At 74.3% G+C, this 18583-nt stretch carries 16 protein-coding genes; 14 read left to right on the top strand and 2 right to left on the bottom strand.

Annotated elements, in window-relative coordinates; genetic code table 11:
- Positions 1-157 precede the first annotated feature (157 nt).
- From J2S66_RS24350 to J2S66_RS24340, 3 genes are read left to right on the top strand one after another with little or no spacing between them, the layout of a single operon-like run.
- On the top strand, positions 158-3355 hold the full coding sequence (locus tag J2S66_RS24350; RefSeq protein WP_310309596.1) for a bifunctional diguanylate cyclase/phosphodiesterase: 3198 nt from the start codon (positions 158-160) through the stop codon (positions 3353-3355).
- A gap of 48 nt (positions 3356-3403) precedes the next feature.
- Positions 3404-3868 carry a YbaB/EbfC family nucleoid-associated protein gene (locus J2S66_RS24345; RefSeq protein WP_310309595.1) on the top strand — a complete coding sequence of 155 codons (465 nt, stop codon included), beginning with the start codon at positions 3404-3406 and terminating at the stop codon, positions 3866-3868.
- Entirely contained in the window at positions 3865-4689 is an 825-nt protein-coding gene (locus J2S66_RS24340) for a hypothetical protein (RefSeq protein ID WP_310309594.1), read from the top strand. Before J2S66_RS24345 ends, J2S66_RS24340 begins: the two co-directional genes overlap by 4 nt.
- On the opposite strand, the gene J2S66_RS24335 is transcribed toward J2S66_RS24340, so the two are convergent.
- On the bottom strand, positions 4670-6229 hold the full coding sequence (locus tag J2S66_RS24335) for a bis-aminopropyl spermidine synthase family protein (protein WP_310309593.1): 1560 nt from the start codon (positions 6227-6229) through the stop codon (positions 4670-4672). The two genes, J2S66_RS24340 and J2S66_RS24335, sit on opposite strands and share 20 nt — an antisense overlap.
- 109 nt (positions 6230-6338) lie before the next feature.
- Here J2S66_RS24335 and J2S66_RS24330 point away from each other — a divergent pair, with 109 nt between their 5' ends.
- From J2S66_RS24330 to J2S66_RS24315, 4 genes are read left to right on the top strand one after another with little or no spacing between them, the layout of a single operon-like run.
- Complete coding sequence (locus J2S66_RS24330) at positions 6339-7388, top strand: ABC transporter ATP-binding protein (RefSeq protein ID WP_310309592.1); 1050 nt, start codon at positions 6339-6341, stop codon at positions 7386-7388.
- Positions 7389-7437: 49 nt separating this feature from the next.
- Entirely contained in the window at positions 7438-8040 is a 603-nt protein-coding gene (locus J2S66_RS24325; protein ID WP_310315036.1) for an ABC transporter permease, read from the top strand.
- Positions 8040-8777 carry an ABC transporter permease gene (locus J2S66_RS24320; RefSeq protein ID WP_374726216.1) on the top strand — a complete coding sequence of 246 codons (738 nt, stop codon included), beginning with the start codon at positions 8040-8042 and terminating at the stop codon, positions 8775-8777. The genes J2S66_RS24325 and J2S66_RS24320 overlap by 1 nt, the downstream gene beginning before the upstream one ends.
- Positions 8774-9658, top strand: a complete 885-nt coding sequence (locus tag J2S66_RS24315) for an ABC transporter substrate-binding protein (RefSeq protein WP_310309591.1) — start codon at positions 8774-8776, stop codon at positions 9656-9658. The genes J2S66_RS24320 and J2S66_RS24315 overlap by 4 nt, the downstream gene beginning before the upstream one ends.
- Positions 9659-9673: 15 nt before the next feature.
- On the opposite strand, the gene J2S66_RS24310 is transcribed toward J2S66_RS24315, so the two are convergent.
- Positions 9674-10450, bottom strand: coding sequence for an IclR family transcriptional regulator (locus J2S66_RS24310; RefSeq protein ID WP_310309590.1), 777 nt, complete (start codon positions 10448-10450; stop codon positions 9674-9676).
- A 45-nt stretch (positions 10451-10495) separates the two neighbouring features.
- On the opposite strand from J2S66_RS24310, the gene J2S66_RS24305 reads away from it, so the two are divergent.
- The 7 genes from J2S66_RS24305 (at position 10496) to J2S66_RS24275 (ending at position 18574) form a co-directional block, all read left to right on the top strand.
- Positions 10496-10975: a SigE family RNA polymerase sigma factor gene (locus J2S66_RS24305; RefSeq protein WP_310309589.1), complete on the top strand. Its 480-nt coding sequence runs from the start codon at positions 10496-10498 to the stop codon at positions 10973-10975.
- A complete protein-coding gene (locus J2S66_RS24300; RefSeq protein ID WP_310309588.1) occupies positions 10972-11949 on the top strand; it encodes a hypothetical protein in 978 nt (325 codons plus the stop codon). Before J2S66_RS24305 ends, J2S66_RS24300 begins: the two co-directional genes overlap by 4 nt.
- A 73-nt stretch (positions 11950-12022) precedes the next feature.
- Positions 12023-13528 carry a histidine ammonia-lyase gene (gene hutH / locus J2S66_RS24295; protein ID WP_310309587.1) on the top strand — a complete coding sequence of 502 codons (1506 nt, stop codon included), beginning with the start codon at positions 12023-12025 and terminating at the stop codon, positions 13526-13528.
- Complete coding sequence (hutU, locus tag J2S66_RS24290; protein WP_310309586.1) at positions 13528-15168, top strand: urocanate hydratase; 1641 nt, start codon at positions 13528-13530, stop codon at positions 15166-15168. The genes hutH and hutU overlap by 1 nt, the downstream gene beginning before the upstream one ends.
- Positions 15168-16361, top strand: a complete 1194-nt coding sequence (locus tag J2S66_RS24285) for an allantoate amidohydrolase (protein WP_310309585.1) — start codon at positions 15168-15170, stop codon at positions 16359-16361. Before hutU ends, J2S66_RS24285 begins: the two co-directional genes overlap by 1 nt.
- The gene (locus tag J2S66_RS24280) at positions 16358-17638 is read left to right on the top strand and encodes a formimidoylglutamate deiminase (protein ID WP_310309583.1); all 1281 of its coding nucleotides are present in this window, start codon (positions 16358-16360) and stop codon (positions 17636-17638) included. Before J2S66_RS24285 ends, J2S66_RS24280 begins: the two co-directional genes overlap by 4 nt.
- 105 nt (positions 17639-17743) lie before the next feature.
- Complete coding sequence (locus J2S66_RS24275; RefSeq protein ID WP_310309582.1) at positions 17744-18574, top strand: helix-turn-helix domain-containing protein; 831 nt, start codon at positions 17744-17746, stop codon at positions 18572-18574.
- Positions 18575-18583: the final 9 nt, after the last annotated feature.

Raw genomic sequence — 18583 nt, 5'->3', positions numbered from 1 at the left:
TTCGTTAGCACGTCGGGGGTGGGCGATGACGCTCCGAAGCGCTACGGTCCCTCTCCACGGGTGAATATCCACCCATGGAGAGGGACGCCCCAGCAGGGGCCGCTGTCGGGTGCGGTCGGGCCGGTCATCCCTGCCGTGTACACGGGAAGGTGGGACCGTGCCCAAGCGGGTTGAACGGGCTCCTGTGGCGCTCGACCCTGCGCGTCCGACGAACGGCGAGGTGTCGCTCGACGGCCTCGCGCTGCCCGAGGCGCCCACGCTGCTCTGCGACCCCAAGGGGGTCGTCATGCGCGCCGGCGCCGCCGCGGTCGAACTGGCCCGCGTCCGCTCCGCGGACGACCTGGTCGGCCGCCCGCTCGGCGAACTCCTCGTCGGCGGCCCCGACGACCTGCGCCTGCGCCGCGCCGACGGCGTGCTGGTGCCGGTCCGCGTGGTCCGCACCGGGGTGCCCGGCACGGGCCTCCAGGCGGTGCTCCTGGTCGACGTCTCCGACCTGGCCAGGGCCGCCGAGGACCTGCGCGACGAGCAGCGCAGGCTGCGCACCGTGCAGCGGGTCGCCCAGATCGGCTCGTGGGAGTACGACCCGGGCACCGGCGTCACGGTCTGGTCCGACAACCACTTCGAGATGATGGGCCTCGACCCCGCCGAGGTGGTGCCCGGCGCGCAGGCCGTGCTGGACGTCGTCCACCCCGACGACTACGACATGGTCGCCAGCTACTGGTCCAACCGGGAGCTCGACGGCAACCCCATCGACATCGTCTACCGGATCTACCGGCCCGACGGCGACCTGCGCTGGATCAGGGGAGTCGCCGAGGCGAAGCTGCGCTCCGACGGGCGCACCCAGTTCATCACCGGCTACATCCGCGACATCACCGACCAGTGGCGCTCCGACCGCGCCCTGGAGACCGAGCGCGCCCGGCTGCTGGAGGCGCAGCGCATCGCGCGCATGGGCAGCTGGAGCTACGAGGCGTCGCCCGTCGCGGCGCAGCCCGGCCGGGTCCACCGCAGCGAGGTGCTGCTGGAGATGTACGCCGAGCTGGGCGTCGTCCCCGGCGACGACCTGCTGTGCGGCGTCCACCCGGACGACCGGGGCCGGCTGGAGGACCTGCGCCGCGCCCTGCTGCGCCCCCGGCGCGGCGACCCGGACGCGGGCCGCACGCTGGAGGCGGAGGTGCGCAGCGAACTGGGTGACCGCGTCTACGTGTGCCGCGCCCGCGCCGAGTTCGAGGGCGGTCGGGTCCGCCGGCTGCACGGCACCATCCAGGACGTCACGGACGCCCGCGCGCTGGAGCGGCAGCTGCGCGAGGACCGGCGGCGGCTGGCCGACGCGCAGCTCGGCGTGTGGGAGTGGAACCTCCAGACCGGCGACGTGCTGTGGTCGGACATGATGACCCTGCTGTTCGGCGTGCCGCGCGGGGAGCACACCCGCTACCAGACCTACCTGGACCTGGTGCACCCCGACGACCGCGCGTGGGTGGACGACCTGTGGCAGCAGCTGGCCACCGAGGAGCGGTCGATCCAGCTGGAGCACCGCATCGTGCGCCGGGACGGCGCGGTGCGCGTGTTCCGCTGCTACGGCGTCGTGGTGAAGGGTCCGGACGGGCTCCCGCTGGCCGTCGGCACCGCCCAGGACATCACCGAGCAGCGCGCCACCGAGACCCGCATGAAGAGGTCGAGCCAGCGGTTCGCCGACCTGGTCTCCCTCACGCCCGTCGGCATCGGCCTGTTCGACGAGGGCGAGCGGCTGGTCGACGCCAACGACGCGCTGTGCGACCTGCTCGGCATGGACCTGGAGCAGCTGCGCGGCATGACCGCGGGCGACCTGACCCACCCCGACGACCCGGGCAACCCGCTGCCGTCCATCGACGAGATGTCCGCCGCGGGCGCCGAGCGCACGCACAAGGTCCCGCAGCGCATCCTGGTGCGCCGCGACGGCGTGCAGGTGTACTGCGAGCTGCACGTCGCGCTGTCCGTGCAGGACGACGGCCGCCGGTTCTGGCTGATCGTGTTCCAGGACATCACCGAGCGCCGCCGCACCGCCGAGGCGCTGCGCCACCAGGCCACGCACGACGAGCTGACCGGACTGCCGAACCGGGCCCTGGTCAAGGAGACGCTGGGCACGCTGCTGGAGTCGCCGGAGCGGTCGAAGGTGGCGGTGCTGTTCTGCGACATCGACAACTTCAAGCGGGTCAACGACTCGCTGGGCCACGACGCGGGCGACGAGCTGCTGGTGGCGCTGGCGCGGCGGCTGGAGGGCGGCCTGCCGGACGGCTGCACGGCGGCCCGGTTGTCGGGTGACGAGTACGTGATCATCTGCGAGAACATCGACCGCGTCGGCGGCGTGGACAAGCTGGCCACGACGGTGGCGAGCCTGCTGCGCACGGTGGTGCCGGTGCACGGGCAGCTGGTGCGGGTGTCGGCGTCGATCGGCGCGGCGGTGCCCAACGGGTCCCGCGCCACGGGCAACGACCTGCTGCGGTTCGCGGACGCGGCGATGTTCGAGGCGAAGCGGTCGGGCGCGGGGCGGGTGTCGCTGGCGTCGGCGGCGCTGATCGCGTCGGCGGACCGGCAGGTGCACCTGGAGGGGCAGCTGCGCGAGGCGCTGCAGAACGACGGGCTGGCGCTGCACTTCCAGCCGGTGGTGGGCGTGGACGGGTCGGTGCAGACGGCGGAGGCGCTGGTGCGCTGGCCGCACCCGGACCGCGGGCTGCTGCCGCCGGACATCTTCCTGCCGGTGGCCGAGCAGGGCGACCTGCTGCGCGAGCTGGACCGGTGGGTGCTGCGCACGGCGCTGAAGGAGGCGTCGACGTGGCCGTCGCCGGGCGACCAGCCGGTGTCGGTGGCGGTGAACCTGGCCGGTCTGGTGCCGGGTGACCCGGAGTTCGTCGACATCGTGGCCGACACGATCGCCGAGGCGGGCATCGAGTGGGACCGGGTGGTGCTGGAGCTGGTCGAGACGGCGCTGGTGGACCTGCCCTCGCGGGTGCGGCAGTCGATGGACGAGCTGGTGGAGCGGGGCATCCGGTTCGCGGTGGACGACTTCGGCACGGGCTACTCGTCGTTGGCGCGGCTGAAGGACCTGCCGGCGCAGATCATCAAGGTGGACCGGCGGTTCGTGTCGGGCGTGGGCAACGACTCGTCGGACTTCGCGGTGGCGCGGGCGGTCGTGGACATGGCGCGGGCGATGGGCCGCAAGTGCGTGGCGGAGGGCGTGGAGACCGCGACCCAGTTCCACGTGCTGCGCGGCGTCGGCGTCGACGCGTTCCAGGGCTGGCTGTTCTCCCGGCCGGTGCCGCCGAAGGAGTTCCGGGCGGTCCTCGCCCTCGGACCCCTGCACATACCCCGCGCGGGCTGATCCGCGATACTCCACGATCGGGTGGCGGCCGGCAGTGGGGGGACCTGGGTGGACCCGGAACGGATGATCGCGGACCTGGAGGCGAAGGCGCGCGACCTCGCCCGGCGCTCGCGCGAGGTGCGCGACGGCATCGGTGCCGCGACGGCCACCGCGTGCTCGCCCGACGGCGTGGTGACCGTGACCGTCGCCCCCAACGGGGCGCTGCGCGACATCGCGTTCGCCCGGTCCGCCGGGCTGTCCGACGAACGGCTGGGCGAGCTGGTCCTGGCCACCGTCCGCCAGGCGCAGGCCGAGGTGGCGCGGCGGGTGGCCGACGTCGTCGAACCCGAGTTCGGCGGCACCGAGGCCATGGACTTCCTGACCGGGTTCCTCCCCGCCGGAGAGCGGGTGGCGCGCGTGCCGCTGCCCCCGCCGGCCGTGCGGGCGGAGGACGTGCCGGACGCCGCGCCCGACCTGCCGCTGCCGCGCAGCCTGCGCGGAACCGACGACGACGGGGGGACGGCCCCGCGGTGAGCGACCTCGACCTGGCCGCGGGCCGGGCCGGCGCCGACCTGGCCGGCGCCGACCTGCCCGGCGACGCGTTCGGCGTGCTGCTGCGGCCCTTCGCGGAGGACGCCGCGCGCGTCCTCGACGACGTCCGCCGCGCCCTGGCCGGCAGCGGCCTCGACGCGCCCGGCTGCGGCGGCACGACCGCGCCGGGCCGGGGGCTGGCCGCCGCCTGGCTGGACACCCTCGGCGTCGCGCTCGACCCGTTCGAGGCGCTCGGCGCGGCCGGCGTCGGCTGGCTCGTCGAGCACGTCCGCTTCCTGCGCGCCCCGCTGGACTGGCTGGAGGGCGACGGCGAGCGGATCAAGGAGGTCGTCGCGCGCTGGCGGCAGGCGTCGCTCGACCTGGACCGCCTGGCCCGCGACCGCCGCGACGAGGTCCGCGTCGAGGTGACCGGCTGGGCGCCGCGCGCGGCGGAGGCGTTCCGGCGGGCGCGGCTGGCGTCGGCGGACGAGGCCGAGGCGGCGTCCCGGACCTGCGCCGCGGTCGCCGACCACGTCTCCACCGCGGGCACCGTCACCGCCGCCGTGCGCGGCATGGTGCGCGACCTCGTCGTCACGTTCGCCCGGGAGGCGGTCCGCAACGCCGCCGTGGCGCTGGCGTCGGCGGAGGCGAGCGGCGGCGCGTCGGTGGCCGCGTTCACCGCGTGGGCGGTCGGCCGGGCGGCGCACGTGCTGGAGCGGATCACCGCGCACGTGCTGAACCTGCTGCGCGCGGTCGCCCGCATCCTGGGCCGGCTGGAGGAGCTGGCCGCGACCCCCGGGACCGCTAGCCGGCCGACTCGCTGATCAGCGGCAGCAGCGCGGCGATCCGGTGGCGCGGCAGGTCGACCAGCCGCAGCTCCAGGTCGTCGGAGTCGCCCACGGCCTCGTCGATGCGCTGCCTCGCCTCGCGCTTGGTCACCGCGCCGCGCGACGCCGTGACGAGCGCCTCGCGCCACACGTTGCCGAGCTTGCCGTGCGCCCGCACCAGCACCTCGCGCACGGCCAGGCCACCGGTGTCGAGGGTGCCCGCGAGCACCTGGTCCGCCACCACGACGCAGTGCTTGCCGTCCGGTGTGGACCGCAGGAACCGCAGCGCGAACCTGGTGCCCACCAACGAGGCCAGGCCCTTCTGCCCCTTCTCGGACGCCACGTCGGGGTGGTTGTTCGGCACCAGCGCGGCCATCCGGCCGGGCGAGCAGGCGAGCAGCGTGCGCAGCAGCCACGGGCCCGGGTCGCCGGACAGGTCCACCGCGAGCGACGCCGCACCCTTGCCGACCGGCTCCGCCCAGCCGGGCTGCCGGGGCTTCGGCGGCGGCGAGGACTCCGGGCGCGGGGCCAGGTCGACCAGGGCCTCCAACGCCTTCGAGCCCGGCCCGGACGCCTCCACGGACTGCGGGCCGTGCGTGTAGATCGAGGTGCGCGCGGGCGCCACCGGGCGGCGCGACGTGGGCCGGCACACGTACAGGTCGGCGGCGCTGCCGATGGCCTGCGCGCCGTCGAACCGGTGGAACGCGGGCAGGATCGCCTCGAACACCAGCCCCAGGCGTTGCAGCTCCTGCTGCACCTTCAGGCCCAGGGCGGGCGTGCGGTCGCTGAACCCGTGCGCCAGCAGCACCCGGCCGCGACCGGGGTCGGCCAGCGCCTCGACGGCCCGCCCGGCGAACAGCGCCATGCCCTCCGGCGTGTACGGCGGATCGCTGAACACGAGGTCCGCCGTCTCCAGCACGGCGGGCGGCAGCCCGAACCGGAAGTCCGCGTGCACCGTGCGGATCGCGAACCCGCGTTCGGCGGCGCGCCCGTCCACGTACTCCAGCAGCCGGTCGTCCACGTCGACCACGACGACGGACACGTCCGGGTTCACCGAGCACACGGCGAGCGAGGTGAGGTCGTGGTCGCCCAGGCACAGCAGCGTCCGGCCGGCCAGGTCGTAGGTGTTGTCCAGCCACAGCGCGCGCTTCAGCGCGGTCTCCGCCGTGGCCTGCACGTGGTCCAGCGCGGCCAGCGGCGGCGGCACGTCGGCGATGTCGGCGAGGATCGCGCGCAGCTGCGCGGTGTGCCGGGACAGCAGCGCGCCGAACGGGTCCACGAGGTCGTCACCGCCCACGCCGAACCCGGCGTAGTCGGCGGCGTGCGCCGGCGCGAGCCGGTAGCGGTCGCCGCTGGTGTCCAGGTCGTCGCCGATCGCCGTCAGCAGTTCCTGCACGGTGCGCCGGGGCACCGCCGGGAGCCGCACCAGCTCGGCCAGCGTGTGCCAGTCGTCGGCGAGCAGGTCGACGACGCGGCGGAGCCCTCGGGCGTGCGCGCCGCGCTCGGCCAGGAGCGCGCGGACTGGTTCGGTTGCCACAACCGGTGCACCCTACCGACCGGAATGCGGAACGTCGTGCCACGGTCGGACCAACGGGCTAGGGTCGATCGACGTTCGACGGCTCCCCCAAGCGGCGAGAGGACCACGGGTGATCGAGTTCCGCGGCGTGACCAAGCGGTTCGACGGCGGGACCACCGCGGTGGACGACCTCGACCTCGTGGTCGAGGCAGGCACGATCACGGTGTTCGTGGGGCCCTCGGGGTGCGGGAAGACGACGTCGCTGCGCATGGTGAACCGGATGATCGACCCCACGTCGGGCACGATCCTGGTGGACGGCAGGGACGTCTCGGGCGTCGACCCGCCCACCCTGCGCCGCGGCATCGGGTACGTCATCCAGCAGGCGGGCCTGTTCCCGCACCGCACCGTGCTGGACAACGTGGCCACGGTGCCCCTGCTCACCGGCTGGACGCGCCGCGGGGCCCGGACGCGCGCCGCCGAGCTGCTGGAGCTGGTCGGCCTGCCCACCGAACTGGGCCGCCGCTACCCCGCGCAGCTCTCCGGCGGCCAGCAGCAGCGCGTCGGCGTGGCGCGGGCGCTCGCCGCCGACCCGCCCGTGCTGCTGATGGACGAGCCGTTCAGCGCCGTGGACCCGGTCGTGCGCGAGGGGTTGCAGGACGAGCTGCTGCGGCTCCAGGCCGAACTGGACAAGACCATCGTGTTCGTCACGCACGACATCGACGAGGCGGTGCGCATCGGCGAGAAGGTTGCGGTTCTCCGAACCGGCGGCGTCCTCGCCCAGTACGCGCCGCCCGCCGAGCTGCTGGCCCGCCCGGCGGACGACTTCGTGGCCGGTTTCGTCGGCAAGGACCGCGGCTACCGCGGCCTGTCCTTCGTGGACCCCTCCGGGGTGGAGGTGGCGGACGTGCCCACGGTGTCCGGGGAGGCGCCGGCCGGACCGGGCGCCGACTGGCGGCTCGTCGTGGACGCCGACCGGAAGCCGCAGGGCTGGGTCGCGCCCGACGGCGCCACCGTCCCCGGCGGCTCGCTCTACGAGGTGGGCGCGCCCATCCGCGGCGCGCTGGACTCCGCGCTGTCCTCGCCGTCGCGCCTCGGCGTGGCCGTGGACGCCGACGGCAGGCTGGCCGGCGTCGTCACCGCGCGCCAGGTCCTCGACGTGATCGAGGGCCGCCGTGGGTGAGATCGCGACCTACCTGAGCGACGCCGGCACCCGCGCCGCGCTGCTCGACATGCTGCTCGACCACGTCTACCTGTCGCTGGTGCCGCTGGCCGCGTCCGTGCTGCTGGCGATCGTCCTCGGCCTGCTGTGCCACCGGTTCCGCCGCCTCAACGCGGTCCTGGTCGGACTGTCGAACGTGGTCTACACGATCCCGTCGCTGGCGCTGTTCGCGATCATCCCGGCGGTCATCGGCACGCAGGTGCTCGACCCGCTCAACGTGATCCTCGCGCTCACCGTCTACACCACCGCGCTGCTCGTGCGCCCGGTCGCCGAGGCGCTCGACGCGGTGCCCGCGCACGTCACGGCCGCCGCCACCGCGATGGGCTTCCGGCCGCTGCGCCGCTTCCTCACCGTCGAGCTGCCGCTGTCCGTGCCGGTGCTCGCGGCCGGGGTGCGGGTCGGCTCGGTGAGCAACATCAGCCTGGTCAGCGTGGGCGCGCTCATCGGCACCGGCGGCCTCGGCACGCTGTTCACCGACGGGTTCCGGCAGCGCTACCTCGCGCCGATCGCCATCGGCATCGTGCTGACGCTGGTGCTGGCGCTCGTGGTCGACCTGCTGCTGGTGCTGCTGCGCGACCGGCTGACGCCGTGGGTGAAGGCGGGCACGCCGTGATCTTCGCCGACGCGCTCGCCTGGCTGCTGGACGCGGCCAACTGGACCGGGCCCAAGTCGATCCCGGTGCGGGTGGGCGTCCACCTGCTGTACTGCCTCGGCGCCGTCCTCGGCGCGGCGGCGATCGCCGTGCCGCTCGGGCTGTTCGTCGGCCACACCGGCCGCGGCGGCGTCGTCCTCGTCGGTGGCAGCAACGCCCTGCGCGCCCTGCCCACGCTCGGCCTGGTCACGTTCCTGTACCTGGTCGCGGGCGGCGGCACGTCCGGTGTGCTCATCGGCCTGGTGGTGCTGGCGATCCCGCCGATCCTCGCGGGCACCTACGCGGGCATCCAGGACGTCGACCGCGGGGTCGTGGACGCCGCGCGCGGCATGGGCATGACCGGCGCGCAACGGCTGTGGCGGGTCGAGGTGCCGAACGCGCTGCCGCTGCTCCTCGGCGGCCTGCGCAACGCCACGCTCCAGGTCGTCGCGACCGCCTCGGTCGCGGCGTACGTGGGCATCGAGACGCTGGGGCGTCCGCTGCTCGACGGCCTGCGGGTGCTGGACTACGGGCAGTTCGTGGGCGGCGCGATCCTCATCGCGCTGCTCGCGGTCCTGCTCGACGTCCTGCTCGCGGTCCTCGGGCGGCTGGTCGTGCCCACGGGTTTGCGGGTGTCCGCGCGCACCGCGCGGGGACCGTCGAGACGCCGACGCCGGGTCGAACCGGTGCTCGTCGATTCAGGAGGAAGCACGGCATGAAGCGCACGTTGGCCGTCATCGTCGCGTCGGCCGCCCTGGTGCTCTCCGGCTGCGGGTCCGCGGAGGACCTCGGCGGGAGCAACCAACCGGCCGCGTCGGGCGAGGTCGTGGTCGGCTCCGCCGACTTCACCGAGAACAAGATCCTCGCCGAGATCTACGCGGGGGCGCTGAAGGCGACCGGCGCGACGGTGACGGTGAAGTCCGGCATCGGCGCCCGCGAGCTGCTGGTCAAGGCGTTGCAGGACAAGTCGCTCGGCGTGGTGCCCGAGTACACCGGCAACCTGCTCAACTACTTCGACAAGACCAACACCACCACCGAGTCCGAGGAGGTCTACGCGGCGCTCAAGTCCAAGACCCCGTCCGGGCTGGAGGTGCTCGCGAAGTCCGAGGCCGAGGACAAGGACGTCCTGGTGGTCACCAAGGAGACCGCCGACGCCGGCGTGAAGTCCATCGCCGACCTGGGGACCGGCAAGTACGCGCTCGGCGCGCCCGGCGAGTGGGCGCAGCGCTGGGAGGCCAAGGTCAAGGAGCTGTACGGCGTCACGTTCAGCGAGATCAAGACGACCGACGCGGGCGGCCCGGTGACCGTGGACTCGCTGAAGAACGGCACGGTGCAGGTCATCAACCTCTACACGACGTCGGCCGACATCGCGGCCAACGGCTTCGTGCAGCTGGAGGACCCGAAGGTCATGTACCCGGCGCAGAACGTCGTGCCGCTGCTGCGGTCGGACGCGGTGGACGCCAAGGGCAAGGAGGCGCTGGACAAGGTGTCGGCGGCGCTGACCACCGAGAAGCTGGCCGACCTCGTGAAGCGGGTGGACGTCGACAAGGAGACCGCCGTCAACGTGGCGGCGGACTTCCTCAAGACCGTCTCGCTCTAGCCAGGCCCCGGAGCCTCAGCGCAGGCGCGCGGTCAGCTCGTCGGCCGCGCGCCGCGCCTCCGCGGCCAGCTCCGGCCACGTCCCGCCGCACTCGCCGCCCGGCGCGTCGCACACGTGCCGGAACGTCACGGTGACCGCCGCGATCGGCCGCCCGCCGTGGTCGAACGCCGGTGCCGCGACGGACGCGAACCCGGCCGTCACGTACCCGTCCTCCACGGCCCAGCCGCGCCGGCGCTCGGCGGTCAGCAGGCGGCGCAGGGCGGGCAGGTCGGCGGGACCCCGGCCGGTCCGGTCGACGAACGACGACACCCCCGGGAACAGGGCCCGCACCTGCGCCGCCGGCAGGTGCGCCAGCAGGGCACGCCCGGACGCGGTCAGGTGCGCGGGCAGCCGCACGCCGACGTCCGACACGATCGTCGTCGGCTGCCGCGGCTGCTCGCGCACCACGTAGAGCGATTCCGCGCCGTGCAGCACGCCGAGGTGCGCGGTCCGCCCGAGCTGGTCCACGAGCCGCCGCAGCAGGGGCCGCGCGAGTCGTTCCAGCGGGTCGTGCCGCAGGTAGGCGGACCCGAGTTCGAACGCGGCCACGCCCAGCCCGTAGCGCCGCTCCTCGGGGAAGTGGGTCGCGAACCCGGCGGCGGCCAGCTCCGCCAGCAGGTGGTAGGTCGTCGAGCGGGGCAGCCCCAGCTCGCGCGCCACCGCGGCGGCCGACATCGGCCCCGGTCTGCCGGCCAGCAGCCGCAGCACCGCGAGCCCGCGCCGCAGTGCCGGCACGTCGCTGCTGGCTCCCACGGGCCCATTCTCAACAAATCGGCGGCGGGCCGCATTGGAGGGGGTATGACGATCGGCTTCGAGGAGTTCGCCACCGCGCAGGTGACCCCGCTGCTGCGCTACGCGACCGTGCTGACCGGCGACCCGCACCTGGCCCAGGACGTGGTCCAGGAGGTCCTCCTCCGCGCCCAGCAGCGGTGGGCGCGCATCGCGGCGGTGGACGCGCCGGTCGCCTACCTCAGGAAGATGGTCACCAACGAGTACCTGAGCTGGCGGCGGCGGTTGCGGCCGCACGTGCCGCTGGGCGACGTGGACCCGCCCGACCCCGACGTCTCGCACCGCTACGACGAGCGGGAGGCGATGCTCCAGCACGTCGACAAGCTGCCCCGCAGGCAGAAGGCGGCCGTCGTGCTGCGGTACTACGAGGGGTACGACGACACCGAGATCGCCGCGGTCCTGGGCTGCTCCCAGGTCACCGTCCGCAGTCACGTCTCCCGCGCGCTGGCCACGCTGCGCGCGGCGCACCGGGTGAAGGAGGCGCTGTGAACGACGCCTGGAAGACCGGTACCGAGGAGCTGCTCCGGGACGCCCTGGAGCTGCGCGCCGAGCGCACCCCGCCGCCCGGCCCCGTGCTGGCCGCCCTGCACCGGCCGCGCAGGCCCCGCAAGCCGCTGTTCCTGGTCCTCGCGACCGCCGCCACGGCCGCCGCGGCCACCGTCGCGATCACGACGGTCACCACCCGCCCGGTCGCCGAGACCGCGCCACCCGCGATCTCCGCCACGTCGACGTCCGCCCCCGCCCCGGCGGTGCGGACCGTGTCGCTGGAGTACTCGCCCGCCTGGATGCCGCCGGGGTTCGCCGAGCGGCTGCGGAGCTACGCGGCGTACGGCGTCGAGCGCGGCTACGAGGGGCCCGGCGGGAGCGCGCAGGGGATCACGTTCGGCGTGCGGTTCCAGGACGTGGAGCTGCTCACCGACCGGATGGCGGAGGCGGCCCCGGCGGACCGGACGACCGTCCGCGGCGCACCGGCCTTCTACTTCGGGGACCTGCTGTACTGGCAGCCCGAGCCGACCCGCTTCCTGTCCCTGTCGCCGCAGGGCGTCGCCGACCCGCGCGCGGTGGTGAAGCTGATCGCGGAGTCGACCGTGCGCGACGACAGGCCGGTGCCGGTGCCGGTGTCGTTGAAGGGCTCGACGGAGTTCTCCCTCCACGGCACGGGCCCGGACCGGTGGACCGCGCAGACCGGCGGCGAGCACCGGGGCCGCTCCTACGCGGTCCACCTCGGCAGCGACGACGGCCAGGTCGGCGAGCCCCGGCGGACCACCGCGCTCGGGCGCCCCGCCTCCTTCTACCCGGAGCGCGGCGTGCTGGTCGTGGAGCTGCGCCCGGCGCAGTACCTGGTCGTGCAGCGCGCCCGGGGCGCCCCGGACGACCTGGGGGCCGAGGAGGAGCTGGTCGAGGTGGCCGGGCAGGTCACGACCGACCCGGACCCCCGGGTGGACTGGTTCGCCCGCTGGTAGACCGTCTGGCATACCAGACACGATCGGGGGTTCCCGGGTCGTGCGGACCCGGCTGCCGGGGTGGGATGTGCTCATGCAGCAACCCGTGCAGCTGGGTCCCAAGCCCCTGACCCGCGACGACGTCCACGCCGTCGCCCGCGGTGGCGCGCGCGTGGAGATCGCGGAGTCGGCCCGCGAGGCGGTCGCCGCCGCCCGCGCGCACATCGAGCGCCTGGCCACGGCGGAGCAGCCGACCTACGGCGTGTCCACCGGGTTCGGCGCGCTGGCCGTCCGGCACATCCCGCCGGACCGCCGGGCCGCCCTCCAGCAGTCCCTGGTCCGGTCGCACGCGGCGGGCTCGGGACCCGAGGTGGAGCGCGAGGTCGTCCGCGCGCTCGTCCTCCTGCGCCTGAAGACCCTCACCACCGGGCACACCGGCGTCCGCCCGCAGACCGCCGAGGCGATGGCCGCGATGCTCAACGCGGGCATCACGCCCGTGGTGCACGAGTACGGCTCGCTGGGCTGCTCCGGCGACCTGGCGCCGCTGTCCGCCGCCGCGCTCGCGCTGACCGGCGAGGGGTACGTGCGCGATGCCGACGACGTGCTGCTGCCCGCCGCCGACGCCCTCGCGAAGGCCGGGATCGAGCCGGTGCGGCTCGCCGAGAAGGAGGGCCTGGCGCTGATCAACGGCACCGACGGCATGCTCGGCATGCTGGTGCTCGCGATCCACGACCTGCACCACCTGCTCGACGTCGCCGACCTGACCGCGGCGATGAGCGTGGAGGCCCTGCTGGGCACCGACCGCGTGTTCGCGGAGGAGCTGCACGCGCTGCGCCCGCACCCCGGCCAGGGGCGTTCGGCCCGCCGGATGGCCGAGTTCCTGCGCGGCTCGGAGATCGTGGAGAGCCACCGCGGCCCGGACTGCACGCGCGTCCAGGACGCCTACTCGCTGCGCTGCTCGCCGCAGGTGCACGGCGCGGCCCGCGACACGGTCGCCTACGCCGAGGTCGTCGCCGACCGCGAGCTGGCCTCGGCGATCGACAACCCGGTGGTGCTGGCCGACGGCCGGGTCGAGTCCAACGGCAACTTCCACGGCGCGCCGCTCGCGTACGTGCTGGACTTCCTGGCCATCCCGACGGCGGACGTGGCGAGCATCTCCGAGCGCCGCACCGACCGGATGCTCGACGTGAACCGCTCGCACGGGCTGCCGCCGTTCCTGGCGCACGACCCGGGCGTCGACTCCGGCCACATGATCGCCCAGTACACCCAGGCCGCGATCGTGAGCGAGCTGAAGCGGCTGGCGGTGCCCGCGTCGGTGGACTCGATCCCGAGCAGCGCCATGCAGGAGGATCACGTCTCGATGGGCTGGTCCTCCGCCCGCAAGCTCCGCCAGTCCGTGGCCGGCCTGCGCCGGGTCCTCGCGATCGAGCTGATCACCGCGGCCCGCGCGCTGGACCTCCGCCACCCGCTCACGCCCGCACCCGCCACCGCGGCGGCCGTCGCGACGCTCCGCGAGCACGTCCCGGGCCCCGGCCCGGACCGCCACCTCGCCCCGGAGATCGCCGCCGCCGAGGAACTCATCCGGAATGGAGCGATCTGATGGTCCGCGCCGCACGAGGAACCGAGCTGACCGCGCGCAGCTGGCCCACCGAGGCCGCGCTGCGGATGTTCCACAACAACCTGGACCCGGACGTCGCCGAGCACCCCGAGGACCTGGTGGTCTACGGCGGCACCGGCAAGGCCGCCCGCGACTGGCCGAGCTTCCACGCCATCTCGCGCGAGCTGGCGAACCTGGCCGACGACGAGACGCTGCTCGTGCAGTCCGGCCGCCCGGTGGGCGTGATGCGCACGCACGAGTGGGCGCCGCGCGTGCTGATCGCCAACTCCAACCTCGTGCCGGACTGGGCCAACTGGCCCGAGTTCCGCAGGCTGGAGGCCGAGGGCCTGACCATGTACGGCCAGATGACGGCCGGGTCGTGGATCTACATCGGCACCCAGGGCATCCTCCAGGGCACCTACGAGACGTTCGCCGCGGTGGCCGACAAGCGGTTCGGCGGGACGCTGAAGGGCACCTTGACGGTGACCGCCGGCCTGGGCGGCATGGGCGGCGCGCAGCCGCTCGCGGTGACCATGAACGAGGGTGTCGCGCTGTGCGTCGAGGCGGACCCGGCCCGCGCCCGCCGCCGGGTCGAGACCCGCTACCTGGACGAGGTCGCCGACGACCTGGACGACGCGGTCGCGCGGGTGCTGGCGGCCAGGGCCGAGGGGCGCGCGCTGTCCGTGGGCGTCATCGGCAACGCCGCCGAGGTGCTGCCGGAGCTGCTGCGCCGGGACGTGCCGGTGGACGTCGTGACCGACCAGACGTCCGCGCACGACCCGCTGGCGTACCTGCCGGTCGGCGTGTCGGTGGACGACTGGGCCGACTACGCCGCGAAGAAGCCCGAGGAGTTCACCGACCGGGCGCGCGCCTCGATGGCGCGGCACGTGGAGGCCATGGTCGGGTTCCTCGACCGCGGCGCCGAGGTGTTCGACTACGGCAACTCGATCCGCGGTGAGGCGAAGCTGGGCGGCTACGAGCGGGCGTTCGACTTCCCCGGCTTCGTGCCCGCCTACATCCGCCCGCTGTTCTGCGAGGGCAAGGGCCCGTTCCGGTGGGCCGCGCTGTCCGGCGACCCGGCCGACATCGCCGCGACCGACCGGGCGATCCTGGAGCTGTTCCCCGAGGACGAGAAGCTCGCGCGGTGGATCAGGATGGCCGGTGAGCGGGTCGAGTTCCAGGGGCTGCCCGCCCGCATCTGCTGGCTCGGGTACGGCGAGCGCCACCGGGCCGGGCTCAAGTTCAACGAGATGGTCGCGTCGGGGGAGCTGTCCGCGCCGATCGTCATCGGGCGCGACCACCTCGACTGCGGTTCGGTCGCCTCCCCGTACCGGGAGACCGAGGCGATGGCCGACGGTTCCGACGCGATCGCCGACTGGCCGCTGCTGAACGCGCTGGTCAACACGGCTTCGGGGGCGACCTGGGTGTCGCTGCACCACGGTGGCGGGGTCGGCATCGGGCGGTCGATCCACGCCGGGCAGGTGACGGTGGCGGACGGCACGGAGCTGGCCGCGCGGAAGATCGAGCGGGTGCTGACCAACGACCCCGGCATGGGCGTCATCCGGCACGTGGACGCCGGGTACCAGCGGGCGGTCGACGTGGCCGCCGAGCGCGGTGTGGCCATCCCCATGGCCGGTGCCTGATGACGGACCTCGCGGACCTCGCCGACGTCGGCCGCGACCTCCGGCGGGGCGGGTACTCGCGGCACGGGTTCGACCGGGTCGAGCTGGAGCTGCGCGAGTGGTTCACCGAGGAGGCGCGGCGGCGGGGGCTGGACGTGCGGCCGGACCGCAACGGGAACCTGTGGGCGTGGTGGGGCGCGCCGGGACCCGGCGCGGTGGTGACCGGGAGCCACCTGGACTCGGTGCCCGGAGGTGGGGCGTTCGACGGCCCGCTGGGCGTGGTGTCGGCGTTGCAGGCGGTGGACCTGCTGCGGGCGGGCGGGTTCGAGCCGGCGAAGCCGCTGGCGATCGTGGTGTTCGTGGAGGAGGAGGGCGGGCGCTTCGGCGTGGCGTGCCTCGGGTCGCGGCTGATGACCGGCGCGATCACCCCCGAGGCGGCGGCCCGGCTGACCGACGCCGACGGCGTGACGTTCGGCGAGGCGGCCCACGCGGCGGGCTTCGACCCGCTGCGGATGGGACGCGACGAACCCGCCCTGGCGCACGTGGGCGCGTTCGTGGAGCTGCACGTCGAGCAGGGCCGCGGCCTGGACGTGCCGGTGGGCCTGGCGTCGTCGATCCTCGCGCACGGCCGGTGGCGCTACACGTTCACCGGTGAGGGCAACCACGCCGGCGCGACGCTGATGGAAGACCGCCGGGACCCGATGCTCCCGGCCGCGCAGCTGGTGGTGGCCGCGCGCCGGGCCGCCCGGGACGGCGCGCGGGCGACCGTCGGGCGGATCGCGCCCAACCCCGGCGGCACGAACGTGATCGCCTCGTCGGTCGACGTCTGGCTCGACGCGCGGGCCGACGACGAGCCGCACACCCGCGAGGTGGTCGAGCGGATCACCTCCGCCGCCCGCCGGGCCGCCGCCGACGAGGGGTGCGAGGTGCGGGTCGCCGAGGAGAGCTGGGGTGGCACGGTGCTCTTCGACCCTGCTTTGATGGCCGACGTGCGACGAGCCATCGGTGAGGACACCCCGGCCCTGCCCACCGGGGCCGGGCACGACGCGGGCATCCTCGCCGCGCACGTGCCCACCGCGATGCTGTTCGTGCGCAACCCCACGGGGGTGAGCCACGCGCCCGCCGAGTTCGCCGAGGCGGACGACTGCGCGGCGGGCGTGGCGGCGCTCGCCGCGACCCTGGAGCACCTGGCGTCCGCGGGAGACGCCCGGTGAAGAGCTACTGGTGTGAACGGGCGTGGCTGCCGGACGGCGTCGCCGCCCGCGTACTGGTGCGCGTGGACCGCGGCCGGATCGTCTCCGTGTCCACCGTGGACACCATCCCGCTCGGCGTGGAGCGGTTGTACGGCCTGGTGCTGCCCGGGTTCGCCAACGCGCACTCGCACGCGTTCCACCGGGCGTTGCGCGGGCGCACGCACGGTGGCGGCGGGACGTTCTGGACGTGGCGTGACGCCATGTACGAGCTGGCCGACCGGTTGACGCCCGACTCGTACCTGCGGCTGGCCCGCGCGGTGTACGCGGAGATGGCGGTGGCCGGCGTGACCGCCGTCGGCGAGTTCCACTACCTGCACGACGGCGGCAACGAGATGGCCGAGGCGCTGCGCCAGGCCGCCCGAGACGCCGGCATCCGCATCACCCTGCTGGACGCCTGCTACCTGGCGGGCGGCATCGGCGAACCCGTGCGCGGCGTGCAGGAGAAGTTCTCCGACGGCACCGGCGACGCGTGGCTCGACCGGGTCGCCGAGCTGCGCGGGGACGACAACACGAGGATCGGCGCCGCGATCCACTCCGTGCGCGCCGTGCCCCGTGACACCCTGGCGCTGGTCGCGGGCGCCTTCCCGGACCGGCCGCTGCACGTCCACCTGTCGGAGCAACCCGCCGAGAACCGGGCGTGCCTCGACGCGTACGGCCTGACGCCCACCCGGCTGCTCGCCGAGGCCGGCGCCCTCACCGAGCGCACCACCGCCGTCCACGGCACCCACCTGACGGACGAGGACATCGCCCTGCTGGGCGGAGCGTCCTCCGGGGTCTGCCTCTGCCCCTCGACGGAGGCCGACCTGGCCGACGGCATCGGCCCGGCACGCGAACTCGCGGACGCCGGTTCACCGCTGTCCCTGGGCAGCGACCAGCACGCCGTGGTGGACCTGCTGGCGGAAGCCCGCGCGCTGGAGCACGGCGAGCGCCTGCGCACCGGCCACAGGGGACGGTTCACGCCGGCGGAGCTGGTCGGGGCGCTGGCCAACCACGCCGCGATCGGGTGGCCGGAAGCGGGCGGCATCGTGGTCGGCGCGCCGTGCGACCTGGTGTCGGTCAGGCTGGACTCCGTGCGCACGACGGGGGTGGAACCGGGCCAGGTCGTGATGGCGGCGACGGCGTCCGACGTGTCGGTCGTCGTGGCCGGAGGTCGGGTGATCGCGCGCGACGGCGTGCACGAGGCACTGGGCGACGTGCCGAGGCTGCTGGGCGAGGCGCTGCGGCCACTGCTCGACTGACCGGGCTCGACTGACGGGGCTCGACTGAGCGGGCTCGACTGGCGGGCTCACCTGATCGGGTAACGGGATTCCCAGTCCCGGGACCCCGCCTGCCCATCATGTGCCATGCCGATGCGCCCGTCGTTCCGCCGCCGGAAGTTGGCCCGCCGCTTGCGCCGGATGCGCGAGGAAGCCGGGATGACCATCGAGGACGCCGCCGCGCGCCTCGACAAGCACCGCAACTCGCTCTACCGGATCGAGGCGGGGGAGACGAAGGTCGACGTCCACCTGGCCCGCACCATGATGGACGTCTACGACCACTACGCCCCCGACCTGCTCGACCAGGTCCGCGACGCCCTGGCACCGGGGTGGTGGACCACCTACGGCCTCCGCAACATGGGTTATGTCGACATAGAGACGGAGGCGGTGGCCGTGCGGGAGTTGACCCTCCTCCACGTCCCCGGCCTCCTCCAGACGGAGGACTACGCCCGCGCGGTGCTCGAAAGTGGCCAGCGCTGGAGCAAGCCGGAGTTGGCGGCCCACGTGAAGGTCAGGATGGTGCGCCAGCGCCGCCTGATCGCCGAGGACGACCCGCTCCACCTGACCGCCCTGGTCGACGAAACCGCATTGCGCCAGCGCATCGGTAGCAGTGCTCTCATGAGGGAGCAGTTGGAGTACCTGACGATGGTCGCCGAAATCGACACGGTCGACCTCCGCGTCCTACCGCAGACCATCGGTGCTCATGCGGGGCAGCGCGGACCCTTCACGCTGCTCTACTTCCCCGACCCGGCGGAACCGCCCCTGCTGTACGTCTCCTACGCGACAGGGGCGCTGCACAGTGAAGATCCCGATCAGGTGAACCGGGCTAAGGTGTTGTTCGAGAACCTGCGCGGGCTCGCCCTGGCTCCGGCCGAGTCGGTCGCTTTGATCGAGCGGGTCCATGCCGAATTCGAGTGAGAGGGCGGC

Source organism: Saccharothrix longispora (assembly GCF_031455225.1).
Classification (GTDB): Bacteria; Actinomycetota; Actinomycetes; order Mycobacteriales; family Pseudonocardiaceae; genus Actinosynnema; species Actinosynnema longispora.
This window is presented reverse-complemented; position numbering and strand designations above follow the sequence as displayed.

Coding starts and splice junctions, on each gene's coding strand:
- hutH (WP_310309587.1), top strand. CDS start 12,023: ATGCAGCAACCCGTGCAGCTGGGTCCCAAGCCCCTGACCCGCGACGAC.
- hutU (WP_310309586.1), top strand. CDS start 13,528: ATGGTCCGCGCCGCACGAGGAACCGAGCTGACCGCGCGCAGCTGGCCC.
- J2S66_RS24275 (WP_310309582.1), top strand. CDS start 17,744: ATGCCGATGCGCCCGTCGTTCCGCCGCCGGAAGTTGGCCCGCCGCTTG.
- J2S66_RS24315 (WP_310309591.1), top strand. CDS start 8,774: ATGAAGCGCACGTTGGCCGTCATCGTCGCGTCGGCCGCCCTGGTGCTC.
- J2S66_RS24325 (WP_310315036.1), top strand. CDS start 7,438: ATGCTGCTCGACCACGTCTACCTGTCGCTGGTGCCGCTGGCCGCGTCC.
- J2S66_RS24285 (WP_310309585.1), top strand. CDS start 15,168: ATGACGGACCTCGCGGACCTCGCCGACGTCGGCCGCGACCTCCGGCGG.
- J2S66_RS24305 (WP_310309589.1), top strand. CDS start 10,496: ATGACGATCGGCTTCGAGGAGTTCGCCACCGCGCAGGTGACCCCGCTG.